The following is a 21,716-nucleotide window of genomic DNA, read 5'->3' as shown; positions in this document are numbered from 1 at the left end:
TTATAAATTAGAGATTTGCGTTTATATTTAACAGTTCCATAGCAGCTTTCACACTACGATCTTTTTTATCTTCTCTAGGATCTACTAACCTCAAGGCCTCTTTTGGACATTCTTTGACGCAAGCAGGTTCTCCTCCCTCTTCCTTACATAAATCACATTTATAAGCTGCTGCTCTTACTTTAACCTGAATTCCTCCTGTAACTACTTTACCTTGAGTTCTAGGCAGTAAACTTACAGCACCTACCGGACATACTATTGTACAGGTCTGGCATCCTATACATGCACTTTCATTTATAATGATACTTCCATCTTTTTCAACTATAGCATTAACTGGGCAGGCATTTAGACATGGTGCATCCTCACAATGTCTGCATTGTACTGGCATTACATTTCCTTTATTTTTAACAAAGAATAACCTTGGAGTAACTTTATTATTCATAGTTCCAATGGTTTTTCCTTGAGTATCTTCTCTATGTTTTGCAGCACAGGCAATCTCACAAGATCTACAGCCTATGCACTTGTCAGGATCGGCTATTACAAAAGAATTAAACTCTGGTTTCATTTAAATTACCACCCCTCTTTTAATTTTCACACGTTCTCAAAAATATTTTTGACATCTTTGGCTGTAATTTTCTTCTTGCAGCTGCTGCACATAAGTTTTTCTGGCTGCTCTTTTCCAAGCCTATTGTAAGCATATTTTACATGTTCTTCTGTAGCAAAATATTCTCCGCACAAATCACACTTAACCATCTTGAATTTTTTGCCCCATATTTCTCTTTCTCCATCTTTATCCACAACTTTTATTGCATTAGTTGGACAAACATTTGCACAGGAAGCACATCCTATACATTCCGGTGAAGATTCGTGATATGGAGTTGCTACTTCTTTATACATACCCCTATTAACTGTTGAAATTGCTCCAGTACCTAATTCCTTGCAAGCTTTTGCACAAAGTCCGCACAAAACACAATTTTGTTCTGGATCCAATTTGAACCTCTTTACTCTCTTTTCCTCTACTCCAAAGGCTTTAGCTAATTCATTTACCTCTTTATTTTCAGGGCATCTTACTTTTAAAAGCATAACTATGTTTTTTCTCATTCTCTTTATTTCATCGTCATTAGTTATAACTTCTACTTCCTTACTTACAGGGAATATACAGGAAGTTACTATCTTTGCACGTCCCCTATCTACTACTTTAACTATACATAGTCTACAGCTAGCAAGCCCAGGCAATGCATCGCTGTGACATAATGTAGGTATATATATGTTATTTCTTCTTGCTATTTGTAATATGAATTCTCCTTTTTCAGCTTCACAAGCTTTTCCATCTATTGTAATTTTCATATCTACATTCACCTCCCTATAGAACCTTAACAGCATCAAACTTACAGATGTTCATGCAGTTACCGCATCTCAAGCACTTATCAGCATCTATTGTATGTGGTTTCTTAATTTCCCCTGTTATACAATCAGCTGGACAATTCTTTTTACACATATCGCATCCCTTACATTTATCCTCGTCTATACCAAATGTAGTAAGTTTCTTACAAACTCCTGCTCTACATCTCTTATTCTTTATATGCTCTTCAAACTCATCTCTAAAATATCTTATAGAAGCAATTACTGGATTTGGAGCACTCTTACCAAGACTGCACAGAGATGCCTTGCTTGTCATGGAACATATTTCAAGAAGCTCTTCTATGTCTCCTTCTTTTCCATCACCATTGCATATGTCAGTGAGTATTTCAAGCATCCTCTTTACGCCTTCTCTACAAGGTACACACTTTCCACAAGATTCTTCAGCCAAGAAGCTCAAGTAATATCTAGTTACATCTACCATACAGGTTCTATCATCCATTACGATCATTCCGCCTGAACCCATCATGGAATCTGCTTTAACCAAAGTATCATAATCTACTGGCAAATCTAAATATTCAGCTGGTAAACATCCACCTGAAGGTCCACCTATTTGAACTGCCTTAAACTTTCTATCATTTAATACTCCACCGCCAATATCATATATTATTTCTCTAAGAGTAGTTCCCATAGGTACTTCTACAAGTCCAGTATTCTTAACTTTTCCAACTAATGAGAATACCTTTGTTCCCTTACTCTTCTCCATAGTTCCTATAGCATGATACCAATCTCCGCCTTTTTCAATTATTATAGGTACATTGGCCCAAGTTTCTACATTATTTAAAACTGTAGGTTGTCCCCACAATCCTTTTTCTGTAGTGTGTATATATTTAGCTCTAGGTTCACCTACCATACCTTCTATAGACGACATAAGTGCAGTAGATTCACCACATACAAAAGCTCCTCCACCTCTTACTATCTGTATATCGAAGGAAAAATCAGTTCCTAATATATTATTACCTAATAAATTTTCATCTTTTGCTTTATTAATAGCTTTCTGCATATTTTCTACAGCAAGTCCATATTCATCTCTTATATAAGCAAATCCATTTGTACCTCCTACTGCATAAGCACATAATGTCATACCTTCTATAACACTGTTAGGATCTCCCTCCATTATACTTCTATCCATAAATGCTCCAGGATCTCCTTCATCACCATTACATACTACATATATAGGTGATGTATCAATATCTGCAGCAGTTTTCCATTTACGTCCTGTTGGGAATCCTGCTCCACCTCTTCCTCTAAGACCTGATTTTGTTATTTCTTCAAGCACATCTTCAGGTTTCATGCTGCTTATTGCTTTTTTAAGAGCTTTGTATCCGCCTCTTTCAACATAATCTTCCAAACTTATTGGATCTATTTCACCAACATTTCTGAGAGCAATTTTGTATTGTCTTTTACAAAATTCACTTTCTTTATGATTTCTTAATCTCTGTTTTGTAGCAGTCTCAAAATATAATAATTTTTCAATTATTTCCCCATTCATCAATGTCTTTTTTACTACGTCTTCTACATCTTCTACTTTAACTTTAAAATATGCAATGTCATCTGGATATATTTTCAGTACAGGACCTTTCTCACACAATCCATCGCAACCTGTTGCTTTTAATTTAACATTTACTTCTGCATTTGCCCCTAATTTAGCTATTTGTGCCTTCATTTCTTCATATACTTCCATACTGCCTTTAGCTAAACAACCTGTCCCACAACATATATTGACAGTTTTTTTATCACTCATCACTCTCACTCCTATACTCACTAAGAATTTCTTCAACCAGTTTAGGTGTTAAATTTCCATAATATTTGTCATTTATCATCATGACAGGAGCTATTGCACAGCATCCTATACAGTTAACTGTATTTATTGAAAATTTGAGATCCTCTGTAGTTTCACCTGGTTTAATTCCTATTGCCTTTTCAAGTTCATCCATTACAACCATAGAACCAGCAACATGGCAAGCGGTTCCATCACATACAGTTATTATGTTTTCCCCTTTTGGAGTAAGGCTCAATGCCTTATAAAAAGTAGCCATACCATACAGTCTACTTACAGGCGTGTCCAAATACTTAGCTAAATTCTCCAGTGCTTCTCTTGGTATATATTTGTACTTTCTCTGTATATCCTGTAGTATAGCAAGAGTAAATCTCTGCTCTTTAGGATATTTTTCAATTACATCTTGTCCAGACAGGTCTTCATTTTGCTGTTTAGTTAACATTAAATACTTCACCCTCCCATTTGAATATTATAATTGATTTCCCCCTTAAAATATTAGAAGGAATAAGATATTAGCTCTAAACCAAAGATTTGAGCCTCTATACTTAAGAAATAATTTTAAAACATATAACACATTTAATTTAAAATTATTTTAATTACCTTATTTAAAAATTAAAATATAAACTTAGTCCTATTTAATTAGGGACTAATTATTAACATTAAATATTATATTATTTTTATATAACTATATGATTAATTTTTTAAGATTATATTCAAAAATATGTTAACAGAAATTACTATATTATTCTCTGTGGATTTGTATATACATTCATTCTTTCTCCCCTTACAAATCCAATTAATGTAACATTTAAAGCTTTTGCAAATTCTATAGAAAGACTTGTAGGTGCAGATTTAGATATTATTATAGGTACCCCTAGCCTAGCAATTTTATATACCATTTCAAAAGATACTCTGCTGCTCACAAATATTATTTTATCCTTTAAATAAATATTTTTTATAAATGCCTCACCTATAAGCTTGTCTACAGCATTGTGTCTAGCCACATCCTCACAAATAGATATTACTTTATCTTCATCACAAAGAGCTGCACAATGTGTTCCTCCAGTGAGTTTAAACGTCTTGGAATATCCAAGATTGTCCATCATTAGATCATAGATTTTATCGACATGAATGTAAACATTATCATTGTTGATTATACTAATTTCCATGGAATCAATAATATACGAAAAGAACTTACTTTTCTCATTTTCATTAAATGTTATAGGAAGCACTTGCTTTGAATACAACTCTTTATTAAATTGGCTATTTTTCAAAGTTACCCTGGACGCTCCACTTTTTTCATCTATCTCTAGAGATTTTATTTCATCTAGAGATTTTATAACACCTCTAAAGGTCAAGAAACCTATTGTTAATTCCTTAAGCTTTTCAGGCGTACATAAGAGTACTGTCAAATGTTCACCATTTACAAATACATTTAAAGGATATTCACAAATAGTTGATTCCTCTACTGTCTTTTTACATTCTTTGTCATATTTGACTACATGAAGTTCCATGGTTTTCTCCATTTTTGTTACCTCCTATAAAGTCGTTCTCAATAAAATCAGCTATTTTTTTTGTATCATTTATATCAAATACAGGAATATCAGTTATTAAGTTTTCATTGGTTACAATAGCTACAAAATTTTGAAAATTATATTTAGAATTTTTGTAAAGTAAACATTTGCTTGTATTTTTCCTGTATACTTCTATTTTAGGAAATTCGTTACCCTTGAAGCCTTCCACTATTACAATATCTACATCTTGAAAAAGCAACAGTAGTTCTTCTATACTTTTGGGTCCACTTACTTTTTTTATCATAGCCACTGTATTATCCGATGCAATAACAACATTGTCCGCACCTGCCTCTGTAAATCTAAAGCTGTCTTTTCCTGGGTAATCTATCTGTAACTTATGAGCATCATTCTTTATTGCACCAACCTTATATCCTCTGCTTTTTAGAATTCTTATTATTCCTTCTATCAAGGTAGTCTTACCCGAATTTGAACTAGATGAAATAATAGAAATTACTGACCTCTTATTTGAATATAAATTTTCCATTTAAAATATCTCCAGCTTTTGCTATACTAGTTCCCTTTTCCATGATGACGACTCCATTTGACTTAGTAAGCGTAAAAAGCCCATTGGAATCTTGTCTTCCTACATCATAGGCATAATAACGGTTATCTTCCTTTTTTATGTTTACATACATATAGCAGTCTCTTTCTTTTCCTGATTTAAAATCATCTTTTAAAGTTACAGGAAATTCTTCAGGAAACGCATCATCTCTTCCAATCATTTTTTTAATAGATGGTGCTACAAAACTTTCAAATGAATTTATTACCGAAAGCGGATTTCCTGGAAGTCCAAAGAACAATTTATCTTTAAAAGTTGCAAAAACAACTGGTTTTCCTGGTTTAATAGCTACCGAAGTAAACTTTATATCTGTTCCTATTTTCTGAAGAACATCTTCTATAAAATCGTAATCACCTACAGATGCTCCTCCAGTAGTTATGATTATATCTCCCTCTTCAAATGCAGTTTTTATAGCATTAAAAATCTTATCCTTATCATCTCTTATTATCCCATATGATTTAACTTCTGCATTTAAATTTTTAATAAGGGCAATTAATGTATATTCATTACAATTCCTTATTTTACCTTGCATTAAGTTTTGATCTATATTTATAAGTTCATCCCCAGTATTTATTATTATAATTTTAGGGGCTTTATAACATTTTATTTTAGTATAACCTAGTGATGCCAATAACCCTATTTCTGCAGGTCTCAAAATCTTTCCTTTTCTTAAAGCAACATCACCAATTTTTATCTCCTCACCAGTTTTAAATATGTTGGTTCCAGGAGATACATTTTCTAATACATGAAGTTCTTTTCCTTCTACTTTTACTTTTTCTATTTGAATAACTGCATCTGCACCTTTTGGTACTGGAGCTCCTGTCATTATTTTTATGGCTTCACCATTTTTCAATACTATATCAGAAAAATCTCCCGCCTTTATGCTTCCCTTAATTCGAAATTTTGACATTTTTTCCTTAGTATCTTCACTTTTTAAAGCATACCCATCCATACAGGATTTGTCAAATGGGGGAAGATTATCTTTTGAGCTTATATCCTCTGCCAATACCCTGTTAAGAGAATTTATCAACGATATATCTTCACCTTTAAGCAGTTTTGTGTTATTCATTACTATATTGAATGCTTCATGTACGTCTATCACAGTCTATCAACTCCTATTGATTTAAAGCTTTTGGCTAAAAGACCTCTTAATCAAGGTCTTTTTAGCCATCTTTATATTAAAATATTAAACATTCATCTTTTTCTTTAAAAGATCATATTGATCTTTTATAAACTTTTCAGCTTCTTTCTGATCTTTTATAGCTTCTATTTTTACTGCACAATACTTTAATTCAGGAGTTTTTGATACTGGATCTAGATTATTAGATGTAAGTTCATTACATGCGCCTACCCACCATTGATAGGTCATATAGACTGCTCCTTTATTTGCCCTTTCAGTAATAAGTGCACGGGCAACCACAGAACCTCTTCGTGAACTTATTCTCATAAGCTCACCATCTATTATTCCCTTAGCCTTTGCATCCATTGGATTAACTTGTACATATCCTGGTTCATCGGCTAACTGCTGAAGTGCCCTACAGTTTCCTGTCATTGTTCTTACAGAATAATGTCCTACTTCTCTAACTGTAGAAAGAACAAGTGGATAATCTTTATCTGTCTGCTCTACAGGAGGTCTCCATTCTGCTGCAAATAAGTTTGCTTTTCCAGTAGGTGTATTAAATTTATTACCTTTGTAGAGATAAGAAGTTCCAGGATGATTTTCAGATGGACAAGGCCATTGGATTCCTCCTAATTCTTCGAGTCTCTTATAAGTTGCTCCTTTGAAATTTGGACATAAATTTATAAGTTCATTCCATATTTCCTCAGTATTGTTATAATGCATATTATAACCCATAGCACAGGCAATTTTTGAAATTATTTCCCAATCTGGTTTAACATCTCCCTTAGGTTCTACAGCTTTTCTAAATCTCTGGAATCCTCTATCTGCAGAACTAAAGACTCCTTCATGTTCTCCCCAAGACGTGGAAGGTAAAATTACATCTGCATGGAGTGCAGTTTTATTCATAAATATATCCTGAACTATTACAAGTTCCATTTTATCCAGTGTCTCTCTCATTTCATTAGAATCAGGATCACTTTGAACTGGATCTTCACCCATTATATAATATGCCTTTATTTTATCCTCTTTAAGCGTTAATTCAGGAACTTGTGTCAGGTGATAACCAACTTTGTTTGGAAGTTTAACACCCCAAGCTTTTTCAAATTTTTCCCTAATTGCATCGTCAGTTACACTTTGATAACCTGGGTATACATTAGGAAGTGCTCCCATATCACAAGCACCTTGAACATTGTTCTGGCCTCTTACAGGTCCTATACCTACATTAGGTCTTCCAAAATTACCAGTTAATAATGCTATAGAAGCTAGTCCCTTAACTACATCTACAGCTTGAGCAAATTGACATACTCCCATACCATATAATATCATGGCATTTTTAGCACCTGAGTACATTTTCATAGCTTCTACTATATCCTCTGAAGGTATGCCAGTAACTTTTTCTGCATATTCAGGAGTATAATTTTCAACTATAGATCTATATTCTTCAAAACCAACAGTATGATCTTCTACATATTGTTTGTTATAAAACTGTTTATTTATAAGTATGTTGGCAAAAGTATTTACAAGAACCATATTTGTTCCATTTTTTATAGGGAGCCATAAATCTGCTATCCTACCAGACTCTGTTATACGTGGATCTACAACTATTACCTTTGCACCCTTTTGTTTTGCCCTAACTATTCTCTTAGCAACTATTGGATGCGAAGCTGCTCCATTATATCCAAAAATAAGTAGTAAATCTGTATCATCTATTTCATGTATACCATTTGACATAGCACCATTTCCTAAAACGTAAGCCAGACCGGCTACAGAAGGAGCATGTCAAACTCTGGCACAGTGATCTACGTTATTGGTTCCAATAACCGCCCTCATAAACTTTTGCATTATGTAGTTTGCTTCGTTTCCAGAACCCCTAGCACATCCTGTTCCCATTATGGAATCAGGTCCATATTTCTCTTTTATTTGTGACAATCTTGAAGCCGTAAAACTAATAGCTTCATCCCAGCTTACCTCTTCTAGCTCTCCGTTTTTTCTTATCATCGGATGTTTAATTCTAGATGTCAATATTTTAGGATCGTTTAAAAAATCCCAACCAAAGTGTCCTTTTAAACACAGTGATCCTTCATTTGTCCTACCATTAGCAGGCTCTGCTTTAATTATTTTGCCATTCTTTACATGCAAGTATAAATTACAACCAGCGCCACAGTAAGGACAAACAGTTAAAACTTTTTTATCCATTGTTTTACCCCCCAATAACTTTATATATTAAATTTACCTATAAATTACTTTTACCGATTACAATTTCATTTTAAAATATTCAGAATTTAAAGTCAAGGTTACTAAGGTTACTTTTGTTTAATTTTTTTTAATACTTTATTGAGACTTTATTGCAATTTAAAATAATAGTTCCATTTTTTAATCACTTTTTAAATATAGTTTTAAAATATATTAAAATGAAATACAGATGCATTATGCTGGACATAAAAAGAGAGATCTCTCAACCTCTCTTTAGAAATCATAATCTTAAAGATTACTTTTATTTTATCCAAAATACCGTTTAACTTTACTTTGACACCTATCCCAAAATAGGTGGATGTCCTCACAGATGTCTCCATCCTCCTAAACTTTCAATTACAATTATAAGTAGGCTTCATGTACCCATCTAAATATTGAACTTCCGTTTACATAACGTAGGTTCAAAACTAAAGCTTACGTATACCTCAGATCTTTTATAAATATTTAAAATGCTTTGATAACGTTTTTACAAATTTATTATATAATAAGTCATTTGGCCTGTCAATTATACTTTATATATTTTTTTACAATATCTATTGAAACTGTAAAATATGCACATATCTGTACTACTATCATATACATATCTGTACCATTATTCTAGTAAATAGTTCCACACAATCCTTCAAATTTTGCAACTATTCCATCGAAATTTTACTTTCCAACTTTTCCTTCAATATCCTTCCAAACTTCTTCATCCTTTTTATCTTTAATTATCTTATATTCATTTCCTTTTATAGATGTATCAAATTGGCAAATAGCAGAATAAATACAATAACTACATCCTGTCTTGCTTTTATTTTTATATGGAGCTGCCTCTATATCCCCTTCTAGTATCTTTTCACTTAGGTCTACTATTATGCTTCTTACATATTTCCTTAGTAATTCAAATTGCTCCCTAGTTGCTAGAGACGATTGAGTCTTTGAAAGGTTGCCATCTTTCTTTATGGAAGCACATATAATATCTGAAGTTCTTTCCATTTCACTATCCATTTGCCTTATTATCTCAGGATCATTTAAAAGCAATCCATTCATCCTAAGACTCTTAAGTATCTTCTTCTCTATCTCAGAGTCACTTATATTTCCTTCTGTTTTTATTATGGGATCATCCAATTTAAAATATAATATTCCTCCCGGTATACCTTCTTTATTAAATTTTTCATCCAGTTCCGCAAGTATGGCATCCAAATATATTAAAAGCTGCATTTGAAAACCATAATATATGTCTGACAGCTTAAATTCCTTTGTACCAGATTTGTAGTCTATTATTCTAAGATATACAACTGAATCCTGCTCTAATAAATCTATTCTATCCACTCTACCTATGAGACTAACTTCTTCTCCCGAGTGAAGTTTTATTGAAATAGGAGGTATATCTCCGGAGTCTCCAAAAGAAAGTTCATAAGCCCTTGGTACAAACTTACCTCTTTTCATATGTTCTGCTATAAGCCATACTGACCTTGTAAGTATTTTTTTTAAATTATCTGTAATATGTTTATACTTCTTTGAACTGTTCAATATGGATCCTGGCATACCACTTAAAGTACTATCTACTACAACTTTTACATTTTCCTCACACCAATTCCTATCTATATCATTCCAGGTTAACTTTTTTTCTTTTAACTGTATGGAAAACTTTTTAAGTATATCATGCATAAAGCTTCCTAAATCCGGAGAACTTAAATTATACATTTTTCTATCTTCAACTTTAAGTCCATACTGTACAAAATATGCAAAAGGGCACTCTGAAAATTTCTCTAATCTTGAAACACTTATATTCAAATGGCTTCCATAAAGTCTTCTAACTTTACTTTTATCTAAAATTTCAATGTAATTGTTATAGGAAAATCCTTTTAAAACAGTTTCAACTTTCTTACTCCAACTAGGATCATTTTTATACCATCTATATACGTTAATCCAAAGTGGATCTACAGAATTGTTATCTTCTATGCTTCTTCTTATATTTGAAATCAATTCATTAAATGTATCTTTAGGTCCATTTACAGCTTCTATTCCTGCTTTATCTCCCAAAATACCTTTTAAATTACTCTCTTCTTGAACCTTAGGAAATAATTTTTTTATAATAGATATGACAATAGATTGTCTCTTACTTTTTCCTTCTTCATCACTCATTGAATAGCTTAATGTTAAATATTTATCTGCTTTAGTAAGTATTCCATATACTAAAAGTTGTTCTTCAAAAGCCCTGCTTCTAGTATCTTTTGCAAGTTCCATTCCTCTTTTCCTCAATTCATCCCTGTCTTCATCCGTAAATACTCCATCTGCAGATATAGATGCTGGAAATATTCCATCGTTAACTCCAACAATATAAAGTATTCTTACATCGTGACTTCTTAACCTGGTTACACTACTAACTAAAACTTGGTCTAAGGATGCAGGTATTACTCCTATTTCATATTGGGAAAAGCCATTTGCAAGTACTTCACTAAATAGCTCCATTCCAATGGATTCATCTCCTATAACAACTGCTATTTGATCTAATATGTCTACCACTATATTCCATATTTGGCTATACTCATTTGCTTTATCTAATTTAGAAGTATTTCTAAATTCCTTTATAAGTGTCTCCACTTTTTTTGGCACCTCTAAATTAAGCAAAAAATTATATAGTCCTTCACACATCTGTTGTCCTGTCTTCTTACCTTTTATATCCTTTGAAAGCTTCAAAATAGGTTCTCTAACTTTATCCCTTATACAGTTTATCTTTTTTAAATATTCTGTCTCTTCTTCAGATATTTCTTCATCAAAATTTCCATAGTTTATTCTATAATTCCACGGCTTTGGATTGGTCCATTTTTTTCCTATTATTCCATTGGCAAGCACATAATTTTCTAACATATCTATCTCATCAAATTCTAAATTCAAAAGTCCCGTTTTTAAATATCTAAATACAGCTTCATAGGACCAATTTTTTGAAAGTATTTCTATAGCTGAAATTATTAAAATTATAATAGGACTATCATCAATTTCCCTTTTCTTATCTATAAAATAAGGTATATTATATTGATTGAACACAGCTTTTATAATATTTTCATATCCATCTAAATCTCCTGTCACAACTGAAATATCTCTAAATCTAAAACCTTCATCCCTACACATTTTTAATATGTCCCGAGCACTATTTTCCACTTCAGTATATTTATTTAAGGCTTTAAATATCCTTATGCTCGAATTTGATCTTTTATAAGTTTTGTAAGGATAAGAAAATATATACCGTTCTAGGTGTCCAAGCTCTGCATTACCTTTAAATCTACTGTAAGAATTAGATTTTAATGATATTGGTTTGTCATAGGATATATTATTATTTTTAGCTATTTCTAAAAGTTTTTTTTCAGTGATTTTTGTAGGTAAAAATAAGTCCATACTTTCAAGAGAAGAATTTTCACTTAGAATATCTGTACATAAGGTTATATTTGTCCTGTATGATTTATATATAACTTTTTCCAGAACTTTATATTCCTGGGGCGTAAAACTATAAAATTCATCAATCCATACTTCCGCATTGTTAAAAAAATTAGATTTATCAAGTTTTTCATATAGCAGGGATAGTATATCCTCAGAATCTATATAATTTTTATGAAGCCTCTCCTGAAACTCCGAGTAAATTATTATTATATCTTCTAACTTGTTTTTCAGATTTATATTTTCTATTCTATCTAGGCTATCTTGTAAGAGTTTAATTGATGTGTTATACTTTTTTAATTCAGTTATCATATCTGAAATCATATTTACAAAGCCTTGTTTTTTAGTAGATTTCCCAAATACTTTTAATTTCTTTTTATTCCTCTCTATTATTTCATAAAGAAGTATAGCTTTTCCTGAATCATTTACATGCTTTCTTGTACCACCACCTACTTCACCAAACACTCTTTCTGCAGCTCTCTTAAAACTCAGTACCTGAGCTTTTAACATCCCCTTTTGTCCCACTGATTTTAATAAATTTTTCTCTGCTTGAAAAGAAAATTGTTCAGGTACCAAAAGTATGAGATTTCTATTTTCATTTTCTTCTATTCTCTTTTTTATGCTCTGAAGGCAATAATAACTTTTACCACTTCCTGCCCTTCCATATATAAACCTTATGCTCATAATAATCACACACCTGTAATATTAATTTTTCTTCATATTCTTAATTAATTTATTCCATTCATCTACATAACTTCCTAATGACCACTGAGACATAACTGCTGTTTCTCCATTTTTTAAGTCAAACTCCTTGTCTAGTTTACCTATTTTTTTATTATTTAAAGAATAGATTTTTAACTCAGTTTCAGTTAAAACAACTATAAAGTCCCTATTTGGAGAAGTATATGCATCTACTGCATCTGGTATATCTTTTTTTATTACATCAAATGATGGATATAAATCATCATAATCAGTTAAAATTGTGGGAGCTGCATACATCACATCAAAATCACCATAAGGGATTCTTCCTCTTAGCATCCATCTTCCGCTTCTCCTATCTACAGACCAATTAGTTTGCAACTTATTTTCATCTATTTTATTTTTACTTAAGTTTACCTTTTTTAAATATAAATCTGCACTATATTTTAATCTACTCCCTGCATCATCCCCAAAAGCTTTAGAAAAATCCATCTTATTTCCATCGAAATTATCTAGAGGAAGTACACTAAAATCTCCTCTTTCAAATCTTTGGTCACCATCATCATCATTATAAACTTTCTTGTCATCCATAGAAATATATTCTTCACCTACAAATAATATTTCGCTGCTAATCCCAGAAATGCTGCGATATTTAATTCTTGAAGTTTTATTGTTTCCAAGGGTTTCGCCCCAAACAATATCCTTTTTCACACCTTTTTCCCATACTTTTTTTACTCCAACCTTCCAAAATCCACTTTTCCTTGGGACTACTAAATCTTTTATATTAACAATAGGCATAATCTTCCCATATGAGGAACTTATCCACAAAGTTCTATAATTATACCCTAGTCCCGTCTCATCAATACACTTAAGTCCTAAAAGCAATCCGGATTTAGAATTCGTCTCTTTTTGACTCTTTGGAATTATAAGCTTAGAATTATTTTTATCTATATTTTTAAATTCAGAATTGTTTATTTGTGTGCCATCCTTAACGAAAAAAAATATTATTCCATCTGTAAACTTTAACATTACGTTTTTATTTATCTCAATAAATTCATCAAAAAAATTATCTTCAGAAGACACAGTAACTACTTTTATGTATTTTTCATTTATCCCTATGGAAGAAGGATCAATTTTAAAATTATTTTGAAAATAATCTTTACTATCTAAAATTTTTACTTTAAAACTAGGATTTTTGCATATCAAATTATCAAAGTATACTCCCTTATCACTGAATTCAGCCTTTTCACCTAGCATACTTTTAGCCTTGTCCTCAGAAATAGAAGAGTCACCTGTAAATACATATCTATCTAAAATCCATGTTCCTGCTATAGGTAAATTTATGTTCTTTACGGGAACAATGTTGGGATTAAGAGAAGAATTTATATTTTTATACACTACAAATACTATACATACAACTAAAATACCAATAAGTGCAGTAAGCTTTTTCAAAAATATCACCTTTTCTAAAATTCTAGTTGTCTTCTACCGGAATGGTCAAAGTTATTTCCGTTCCCTTAACCAGTTCACTTGTTATCTCAATTTTTCCTCCATGAAGTGAAACTATTTCTTTGCATATTGATAGTCCTATTCCATTGCTGCACTTGTCACTTTTGCCTTTAAAAAACTTCTCAGTGACTTTTGGAAGTTCATCTTCAGGTATCCCGATTCCAGTATCATCTACTATCATAATTAAGTTTTCATCTTTCACGAAAGCCTTTAAAGTTACCTTTCCCCCTTCTTGTGTAAATTTAAAAGCATTGTCCAGCAAATTGTTAAGCACCTGTTTAATTCTATTTTCATCCAGTAAAACCAAAGGCATGTTATCCTGAACTTTTACAGAAAAGTTTATATTTTGTCGCCATGCCCTTAGAGAAAATTGTTTTTTTATATATTCTATAGTATTTTTTATATCTACATAATCTTTTTTCAATGTAATTTTACCAGATATAAATTTAGAAAAATCTAAAAGTTCTTCTACCATTTTAGTTAGCCTATCACTTTCATTTTCTATTATCTCAAGTCCAGTTTGCAATTCTTCCTTATCACTGAAATCTCCAGTTCTCATAGTAGACGCCCATCCCTTTATAGATGTAAGTGGGGTTCTGAGTTCATGGGATACGGAGGCTACAAATTCATTTTTTAACTTCTCATTTTTTAATATTTCATCTGCCATAAAATTTAGTGCATCAAATAGTTCCCCTATCTCATCGTCTCTCTTTTTTTCAATTCTCTCATTAAATCTTCCACTAGCCATTTTTCTTGCCATAGCTGTGACCTCTCTTAAGGGTCTTGTTATACTATTTGAAATGAACACACTTATAATTCCTGCCATTATTATTACTGCAATTCCTATAAATATGAGCATAAAAGATATTTTTTTTATTATCATGTCCACTTCTGAAAGAGAAGTAACAAATCTAAGTACTCCTTCAACTTTTCTATTAGATTTTAAAGCTTTAGATACATACAACACTTTTTCACTAGTTTTTTTATCTGTTTTTATAGAAATGCCTAATTCTCCATTTAAAGCATCTTTTATGTCTTCCCCCTTCACTTTACCAGGTATAAAGTTTCCTATAGAATCCATAAGCATTCTTCCTGAAACATCTATTACTTGAACTTCTGCAGAAGTATTTTTCCAAAATATATCTGCATTGTCACTTATATTTTTTTTTAAACTGGAAGAAGCCAGATAGCTATTATAAAAATCTACGGAAACTTTTATCTGATTAGAAACCATATTCTCCATATTTTTATAATAGTATCTGCTAATGGAGAATATTAAAAAAGATTCAATTATCACTACAGTAAAAATTATTATAAATAGATAGCTTCCTATCATTCTTTCCTTTATTCCATTTAACATATTATTCTTTTCTCCACCTATACCCTACTCCCCAAACAGTCTCAATATACTTTGGTTTTGAAGAATTTTCTTCTATCTTCTCTCTAAGCCTTCTAATATTTACGTCAACTATTTTTGCATCTCCAGGATAGCTATACCCCCAGACAAGATTTAGGAGTTCATTCCTATTTAAAGCTTTTCCTTGATTTTCTATAAATATTTTCATCAACATATATTCTTTTGGGGTAAGTTCTAATTCCTGTTCACTTCTATAGACTTTCATGGCTCCTTCATCTATTTTAAATTCACCCGATACAAGCACTTCATTTTTACTATCACTTTGTAATCCTATTCTCCTCAAAAGTGCATTTACTCTAGCTATTAACTCTTGGGGGTTAAAAGGTTTTATTACATAGTCATCTGCTCCAAATCCAAAACCCATTATCTTGTCCGTATCCTGGCTTCTGGCTGTAAGCATTATTATACCCATCTTAGGAAATTCTCTTCTAAGTATTTCACAAGTCTTGAATCCATCCATTCCAGGAAGCATTACATCTAATATCGTAACTATTGGATTTTCAACTCTTGCCTTTTCTAAAGCTCTTTCTCCCGTACTTGCTTCTATCACTATAAACTTGTTTCTTTTAAAATTTATTTTTAAAAACCCTCTTATAGAAGCTTCATCTTCCACTATTAAAACCTTTTTCACACAAACTTCCCCCATATTTCAATTATCAATTTCAATTTAAAAGTATATAATCTCTCAAGCTGCAATTTTTTAACCTTTAACTAAAGTTACTAACTGCTTTTGAATTCAACTACCTATATAGATAGTCAACTCTACAATTAAACTTATCCAAATTGTCAGTTTGATTTAAATTCTAAAGTTATAAATACAACTGAAGTTTATAATAAGCACTTTTAAGTAATTATAGATTAAACTTTATAATCTATAGGGTCTCCAATTGAAATTTAAACTTATACATAGCATATAATGACAAGTTTCAATTAGAAATCCTATAAGGATTCTCATCTTAAATTTAAACCTATTCGCAGAGATATTCTTACAATAATGAAGCTCTTTCAAATATTTTGCAAATAAGTCTTAGAAAAAATTCGTAAAAACTTAGGGCTTTTGAATTGTTTGAGGTATGAGTTTTCAAAAGTTCTTAGCTTTTCTAGAATTTTTTACTTAGGCTTATCAAAATATTTTACGAGCTGAAGGTTGTAAAAATATCCGAAGAATAGGTCAAATTTTAAGCTGTAACACCTATAAGGATTACTTCTTTTGAAGCATATCTGCTATAGCAGCCATATTGCCAAGAGAAGAAATGGACTCATTTGGCAATATCAATTTATTTGCTGGATTTTTAGCCATTTCCTTCAATGCTTCTACCTGTTTAAGTGCTATTACCTTTTCATCTGTACCTGAATCAATTATAGATCTATTAACAAGGTGAATTGCCTTGGACTGCGCTTCTGCTACAGATTCTATTGCCTTTGCTTTACCTTCTGCTTCCAACATTTGAGACTGTCTTAATCCTTCAGCTCTTCTTATATTTGCTTCCTTTTCAGCTTCAGCTTGCAGTATCTTGGCTTGCTTTTCACCTTCAGCTCTTGCTATATCACTCTGTTTCTGACCTTCTGCCTGAAGTATAACAGCCCTTTTATCACGCTCTGCCTTCATCTGTTTTTCCATAGCTTGCTGAATCTCAGCCGGTGGAATAATGTTTTTAATTTCTACAGACAATATTTTTATGCCGTATGCGTCTGTTATCTCATCCACTACTTTTAAAAGCTCTGCATTTATTTTATCCCTTCCCGACAGTACTTCATCTAAGGTCATATCTCCTACAATATTTCTCATATTGGTTATAGTTGAAAAAACTATACCTGCTTTGTAATCTTCTATATTATACACAGCATCCTTAGCACTTAATATCTTGTAAAAAATAACATTATCAATAGATATCTTTACATTGTCTTTAGTTATAACACTTTGAGGTTCAATATCTAGTATCTGCTGTTTATTTGAAATTTTTCTTCTTGCAAAATCAGCAAAAGGAATTAGAAAATGCCATCCTGGTTCCAATACCCTATGAAATTGTCCAAATCTCTCTATAATAGTTACATAACCAGTGTTTACTACCTTCATAGAAGAAACTATAACTGCAATAATAGCTACAAGTACAATCAAAATGAAAATTTTACTTATCATATATTTACATCTCCTTTTTTATAATAACTTTATTTCCTTCCATACCAATTATCTTTACGGTATCTCCATCCTTAATAGTATATCCTTCATTCTTTATATTCCAGTATACTCCATCAATTCTTATTCCATTATTCTTTTCCATTTCCTTATCTATAGTGACCTTTTTTCCCACATAAGTTTTTTCCCTAAGCAAAGTAGGTTTTATAGATTTTTTAATATTCTTTTTAACTATAGGATAACAAACAGCTGTAAGCACTATACTAACTGCTAAAAATACTACAAGTTGAACTATAAAGGAATATTTTAATATTCCTGCTACAATGGCAGCAATCGCTCCTATAGTAAACCATACAAATAGGAAAGCACTAGTTACCATGTCTACAAATAGGGCTACTAAACCAATTACAGTCCATAAAATAATATTAAACATGCAAATTCCAACCCCCTATCAAAATTTTTCTATCTTTATATTATAAATAGTATACTACATCTATTCATCAATAAAACTGATTTTATATAAATTTTATTTTTACATCCATAAATTAAAGCTAGCATCTGAAGGCATTCTCCAATCTCCTCTAGGAGATAAACTTACAGTACCTACCTTAGGTCCATCTGGAATTGCAGATCTCTTGAATTGTTGAGTGAAAAATCTTTTTGTAAATACTTTCAGCCATTTACAAATAACATCATTAGTATAATCATTTTTAAAAGCTTGTTTTGCCAAAAACAATATCTTCTCAGGCGAATAACTATGCCTAACAAAATAATACAAGAAAAAGTCATGAAGCTCATATGGACCCACTATGTCTTCTGTCTTCTGAGCTATCTTTCCATTTTTGTCTTTAGGCAAAAGTTCTGGGCTTACTGGAGTATCAAGTATATCTATTAAAATATCCGATATATTTTTTGATACCTCTTTATCTGCTACATATCTTACTAAATATCTTACCAAGGTTTTAGGTATGGAACAATTTACACTATACATAGACATATGATCGCCGTTGTAAGTGCACCATCCAAGTGCAAGCTCAGAAAGATCACCTGTCCCAATTACAAGTCCACCTTCCTTATTTGCTATGTCCATTATAATCTGCGTTCTCTCCCTTGCCTGGACATTTTCATAAGTTACATCATGTATTTCTCTGTCGTGGGATATATCTTTAAAATGTTGAAGGCATGCATCTACTATGTTTATTTCTCTAAGTTCCGTTCCTAAACTTTTACACAAATCCACCGCATTATTATAAGTTCTATCTGTAGTACCAAATCCCGGCATAGTAACAGTTATTATATTGTCTCTCGATATCTTTAACATATCAAAAGTTTTCACTGTAACAAGCAAGGCCAATGTAGAATCAAGTCCACCTGATATACCTATAACCGCTCTTTTTAAATTAGTATGACTTACTCTTTTAGCAAGAGCAGAAGTTTGTATATTAAATATTTCCCTACATCTAATTTCCCTTTCATCTTTACCTGAGGGTACAAAAGGATGTTTGTCAACAGTTCTATCAAATTTTCCATAATTCATAGTTTCAAATTGAAATTTAACTTCTATAGGTTTCTCCAAAAATAACTTTACGCTGTCCCTAAAACTTACATTTCTTAAACGCTGTGCAGCTAATCGTCCTAAATCTACAATTGTAGTAATAATTTGATTTTCTCTTTTAAATCTTTCCCCAGATTCTAGAATTGCTCCATTTTCAGAAATACACATATCACCACTAAACACTAAATCTGTAGAAGATTCAAACACTCCACAAGATGAATATATATAAGAACACATGCATCTAGCACTTTGAGATGATATTAAACTCCTTCTATACGTGGATTTACTTACGACTTCATTAGATGCAGAGAGGTTTCCTATAATGTTTGCACCCATAAGACATAAATAACTGCTTGGAGGTACTACTGTCCATAGATCTTCACATATTTCAATTCCAAATTTAAAATTACCACAGGTAAATATCAAGTTTGTTCCAAATGGAATATCTTCTTGAAAATAAAAGTTAACCTTTTCATCTGTAACCTTTAGCCCCTCTGTAAACCACCTTTTTTCGTAAAACTCCTCATAATTTGGAATATAACTTTTGGGAACAATACCTAGGATACTACCCTGGAATATTATGTATGCACAATTATAAAGACAACAATTATATGTAAGAGGTGCCCCTACAGCTATTAGTATGTCTATATCTTTTGAATAATCACACAACTTTTTTAAAGCTTCTACGGATTTCTCCAAAAGCAGCTGCTGTTCAAAAAGGTCTGCACAGGTATACGAGGTTATACAAAGCTCCGGAAAAACTACAAGCTTTGATTTTTCCTCTAGAGCTCTATCTATACAAAGCTTTATATTATTTAAGTTAAATTCTATATCTGCTACATTTGTTAAAGGACATGCTGCAGATACTCTTACAAAATCCATTGATGACATTATATTTTCCTCCCTAATAATCTTTTAACTTTTATTATATACTTTATATTATAAGTGATATAAAGCAAATTTAAAGCTATTTATGAGTTTAATCTTAAATCATAAGAAATTGCCTTTTCATTTAGATAAGTGTAAACTGTACAAGGATATTTTTTACTTAGGAGGAGGAAAATATGACTAAAGATAGATTAGCAGAATTAGACATAATGAGAGGAATCGCTTTTATTTTAGTAGTAATACAGCACACTTTTGGCGGTTATTCTTTTATAAAAGATATTTCTCTAGAAAATAGACTTATTTCAAAACTTATTTATTCAATAGGTAAAACTGCTGTACCTATGTTTGTAGCATTAACTGCCATATGCCTCATTTATGTATATTATGATCGTATGGATGTATTAAATTTCTATATCAAAAAATTAAAATTTCTAATTTTACCTTATATTTTTTGTTCCCTTATAAATGATTTAATTTTAAATCACAGCACTTATGGTTTTACAAACTTTATAGGACAAATAGTTACTGGTAGTTCTGCCTACCATTTATGGTATATGGGCATGATAATCAGATTATATTTATATATACCCTTAATCTTTCTATTTATAAAGAAATTAAATGGTACAAGCACTTTTATAAAAAAATTGTTTTTTATATTTTCTTTTGTGCTATACTACTTAATACTAAAAGACAACAATCATGTTACTTCTGCAATTGGAAAATTATTATTTGGAACACCATCTAAATTGCAGCAAAGTTTTATAAATATAACACCTTTACTATGGATTTTTTATTTTGTAGTGGGATCATATATGATTTTTAATTATACAAATTTAAAAGCTATGATAAAAAAATACAAATATGCACTTATTGGCGGATACACTATACTTTTATCATATTTTTATTATGATGATGTAAAAGATTTTATAGGTAATCCACTTCCATTTATTAAATTTGACCATGCTTTATATATAGTATATGTAACTACAGCAATACTTTTCTTCTATATGCTATCTCTCTATATAGACACCGTCAGCAAAAAAATTAGTATTTTACTATCATTTATAGGAAAGTATTCTTTTCCAGCATATATGCTCCATATTATTGTTATTCAAAAATGGTCAGAAAAGATACCTTCAACTCACTATCTATATAGTCCATTAATAAAACTTTTAGTAACTATAATAATAACTCCTATTATTTGTTGTATGATAAGTTACATTCCTGGAAGTAGATACCTGATAGGTATTAGATCAAAATTTAAAAACAAATCTATAATAGTACAGAAGTTAAAAATAAATGTTAACAGGTAGATTGTTTTTGTTTAAATGAATTTATTTATTCTTTTTATGTACTAACATTTTAATCAATGAATCTTACTTAGTGGGA

At 31.2% G+C, this 21,716-nt stretch carries 16 protein-coding genes and 1 other RNA gene; 1 reads left to right on the top strand and 16 read right to left on the bottom strand.

The window, feature by feature from the left end:
- Positions 1–7: 7 nt before the first annotated feature.
- The 16 genes from CLJU_RS03475 to CLJU_RS03400 form a co-directional block, all read right to left on the bottom strand.
- Positions 8–562, bottom strand: coding sequence for a 4Fe-4S dicluster domain-containing protein (locus tag CLJU_RS03475; protein WP_013237376.1), 555 nt, complete (start codon positions 560–562; stop codon positions 8–10).
- A gap of 26 nt (positions 563–588) precedes the next feature.
- Complete coding sequence (locus CLJU_RS03470; RefSeq protein ID WP_013237375.1) at positions 589–1,344, bottom strand: 2Fe-2S iron-sulfur cluster-binding protein; 756 nt, start codon at positions 1,342–1,344, stop codon at positions 589–591.
- A 16-nt stretch (positions 1,345–1,360) separates the two neighbouring features.
- Positions 1,361–3,160, bottom strand: coding sequence for an NADH-ubiquinone oxidoreductase-F iron-sulfur binding region domain-containing protein (locus CLJU_RS03465; protein WP_013237374.1), 1,800 nt, complete (start codon positions 3,158–3,160; stop codon positions 1,361–1,363).
- Positions 3,153–3,638, bottom strand: coding sequence for an NADH-quinone oxidoreductase subunit NuoE (nuoE, locus tag CLJU_RS03460; RefSeq protein WP_013237373.1), 486 nt, complete (start codon positions 3,636–3,638; stop codon positions 3,153–3,155). Before nuoE ends, CLJU_RS03465 begins: the two co-directional genes overlap by 8 nt.
- Positions 3,639–3,933: 295 nt before the next feature.
- Complete coding sequence (fdhD, locus tag CLJU_RS03455; RefSeq protein WP_041705033.1) at positions 3,934–4,722, bottom strand: formate dehydrogenase accessory sulfurtransferase FdhD; 789 nt, start codon at positions 4,720–4,722, stop codon at positions 3,934–3,936.
- Positions 4,685–5,254 carry a molybdopterin-guanine dinucleotide biosynthesis protein B gene (gene mobB, locus CLJU_RS03450; protein WP_013237371.1) on the bottom strand — a complete coding sequence of 190 codons (570 nt, stop codon included), beginning with the start codon at positions 5,252–5,254 and terminating at the stop codon, positions 4,685–4,687. Before mobB ends, fdhD begins: the two co-directional genes overlap by 38 nt.
- The gene (locus CLJU_RS03445; protein ID WP_013237370.1) at positions 5,232–6,431 is read right to left on the bottom strand and encodes a molybdopterin molybdotransferase MoeA; all 1,200 of its coding nucleotides are present in this window, start codon (positions 6,429–6,431) and stop codon (positions 5,232–5,234) included. The genes mobB and CLJU_RS03445 overlap by 23 nt, the downstream gene beginning before the upstream one ends.
- Before the next feature lie 84 nt (positions 6,432–6,515).
- On the bottom strand, positions 6,516–8,645 hold the full coding sequence (locus CLJU_RS03440) for a formate dehydrogenase H subunit alpha, selenocysteine-containing (RefSeq protein ID WP_013237369.1): 2,130 nt from the start codon (positions 8,643–8,645) through the stop codon (positions 6,516–6,518).
- Positions 8,646–8,945: 300 nt separating this feature from the next.
- Positions 8,946–9,137: non-coding RNA, 6S RNA (gene ssrS, locus CLJU_RS21535), on the bottom strand.
- 216 nt (positions 9,138–9,353) lie between these two features.
- On the bottom strand, positions 9,354–12,806 hold the full coding sequence (gene addB, locus CLJU_RS03430; protein ID WP_013237368.1) for a helicase-exonuclease AddAB subunit AddB: 3,453 nt from the start codon (positions 12,804–12,806) through the stop codon (positions 9,354–9,356).
- A gap of 21 nt (positions 12,807–12,827) precedes the next feature.
- Positions 12,828–14,282 (bottom strand): hypothetical protein, encoded by a 1,455-nt coding sequence (locus tag CLJU_RS03425; RefSeq protein ID WP_242825697.1) that lies wholly within the window; start codon positions 14,280–14,282, stop codon positions 12,828–12,830.
- Positions 14,283–14,295: 13 nt separating this feature from the next.
- Positions 14,296–15,690, bottom strand: a complete 1,395-nt coding sequence (locus tag CLJU_RS03420) for a sensor histidine kinase (RefSeq protein ID WP_041705031.1) — start codon at positions 15,688–15,690, stop codon at positions 14,296–14,298.
- A 1-nt stretch (position 15,691) separates the two neighbouring features.
- Complete coding sequence (locus CLJU_RS03415) at positions 15,692–16,378, bottom strand: response regulator transcription factor (RefSeq protein WP_013237365.1); 687 nt, start codon at positions 16,376–16,378, stop codon at positions 15,692–15,694.
- Between the two features lie 570 nt (positions 16,379–16,948).
- Positions 16,949–17,887 carry an SPFH domain-containing protein gene (locus CLJU_RS03410; RefSeq protein ID WP_013237364.1) on the bottom strand — a complete coding sequence of 313 codons (939 nt, stop codon included), beginning with the start codon at positions 17,885–17,887 and terminating at the stop codon, positions 16,949–16,951.
- A gap of 4 nt (positions 17,888–17,891) precedes the next feature.
- Complete coding sequence (locus tag CLJU_RS03405) at positions 17,892–18,317, bottom strand: NfeD family protein (RefSeq protein ID WP_013237363.1); 426 nt, start codon at positions 18,315–18,317, stop codon at positions 17,892–17,894.
- Between the two features lie 99 nt (positions 18,318–18,416).
- Positions 18,417–20,333 carry an NAD(+) synthase gene (locus CLJU_RS03400; RefSeq protein WP_193351969.1) on the bottom strand — a complete coding sequence of 639 codons (1,917 nt, stop codon included), beginning with the start codon at positions 20,331–20,333 and terminating at the stop codon, positions 18,417–18,419.
- Between the two features lie 170 nt (positions 20,334–20,503).
- On the opposite strand from CLJU_RS03400, the gene CLJU_RS03395 reads away from it, so the two are divergent.
- Positions 20,504–21,640, top strand: coding sequence for an acyltransferase (locus CLJU_RS03395; RefSeq protein ID WP_013237361.1), 1,137 nt, complete (start codon positions 20,504–20,506; stop codon positions 21,638–21,640).
- Positions 21,641–21,716 lie beyond the last annotated feature (76 nt).

It is taken from the genome of Clostridium ljungdahlii DSM 13528 (genome assembly GCF_000143685.1).
In the GTDB taxonomy this organism is placed as follows: Bacteria; Bacillota; Clostridia; order Clostridiales; family Clostridiaceae; genus Clostridium_B; species Clostridium_B ljungdahlii.
This window is presented reverse-complemented; position numbering and strand designations above follow the sequence as displayed.

Coding starts and splice junctions, on each gene's coding strand:
- CLJU_RS03475 (WP_013237376.1), bottom strand. CDS start 562: ATGAAACCAGAGTTTAATTCTTTTGTAATAGCCGATCCTGACAAGTGC.
- CLJU_RS03470 (WP_013237375.1), bottom strand. CDS start 1,344: ATGAAAATTACAATAGATGGAAAAGCTTGTGAAGCTGAAAAAGGAGAA.
- CLJU_RS03465 (WP_013237374.1), bottom strand. CDS start 3,160: ATGAGTGATAAAAAAACTGTCAATATATGTTGTGGGACAGGTTGTTTA.
- nuoE (WP_013237373.1), bottom strand. CDS start 3,638: ATGTTAACTAAACAGCAAAATGAAGACCTGTCTGGACAAGATGTAATT.
- fdhD (WP_041705033.1), bottom strand. CDS start 4,722: ATGGAGAAAACCATGGAACTTCATGTAGTCAAATATGACAAAGAATGT.
- mobB (WP_013237371.1), bottom strand. CDS start 5,254: ATGGAAAATTTATATTCAAATAAGAGGTCAGTAATTTCTATTATTTCA.
- addB (WP_013237368.1), bottom strand. CDS start 12,806: ATGAGCATAAGGTTTATATATGGAAGGGCAGGAAGTGGTAAAAGTTAT.
- CLJU_RS03420 (WP_041705031.1), bottom strand. CDS start 15,690: ATGTTAAATGGAATAAAGGAAAGAATGATAGGAAGCTATCTATTTATA.
- CLJU_RS03410 (WP_013237364.1), bottom strand. CDS start 17,887: ATGATAAGTAAAATTTTCATTTTGATTGTACTTGTAGCTATTATTGCA.
- CLJU_RS03405 (WP_013237363.1), bottom strand. CDS start 18,317: ATGTTTAATATTATTTTATGGACTGTAATTGGTTTAGTAGCCCTATTT.
- CLJU_RS03395 (WP_013237361.1), top strand. CDS start 20,504: ATGACTAAAGATAGATTAGCAGAATTAGACATAATGAGAGGAATCGCT.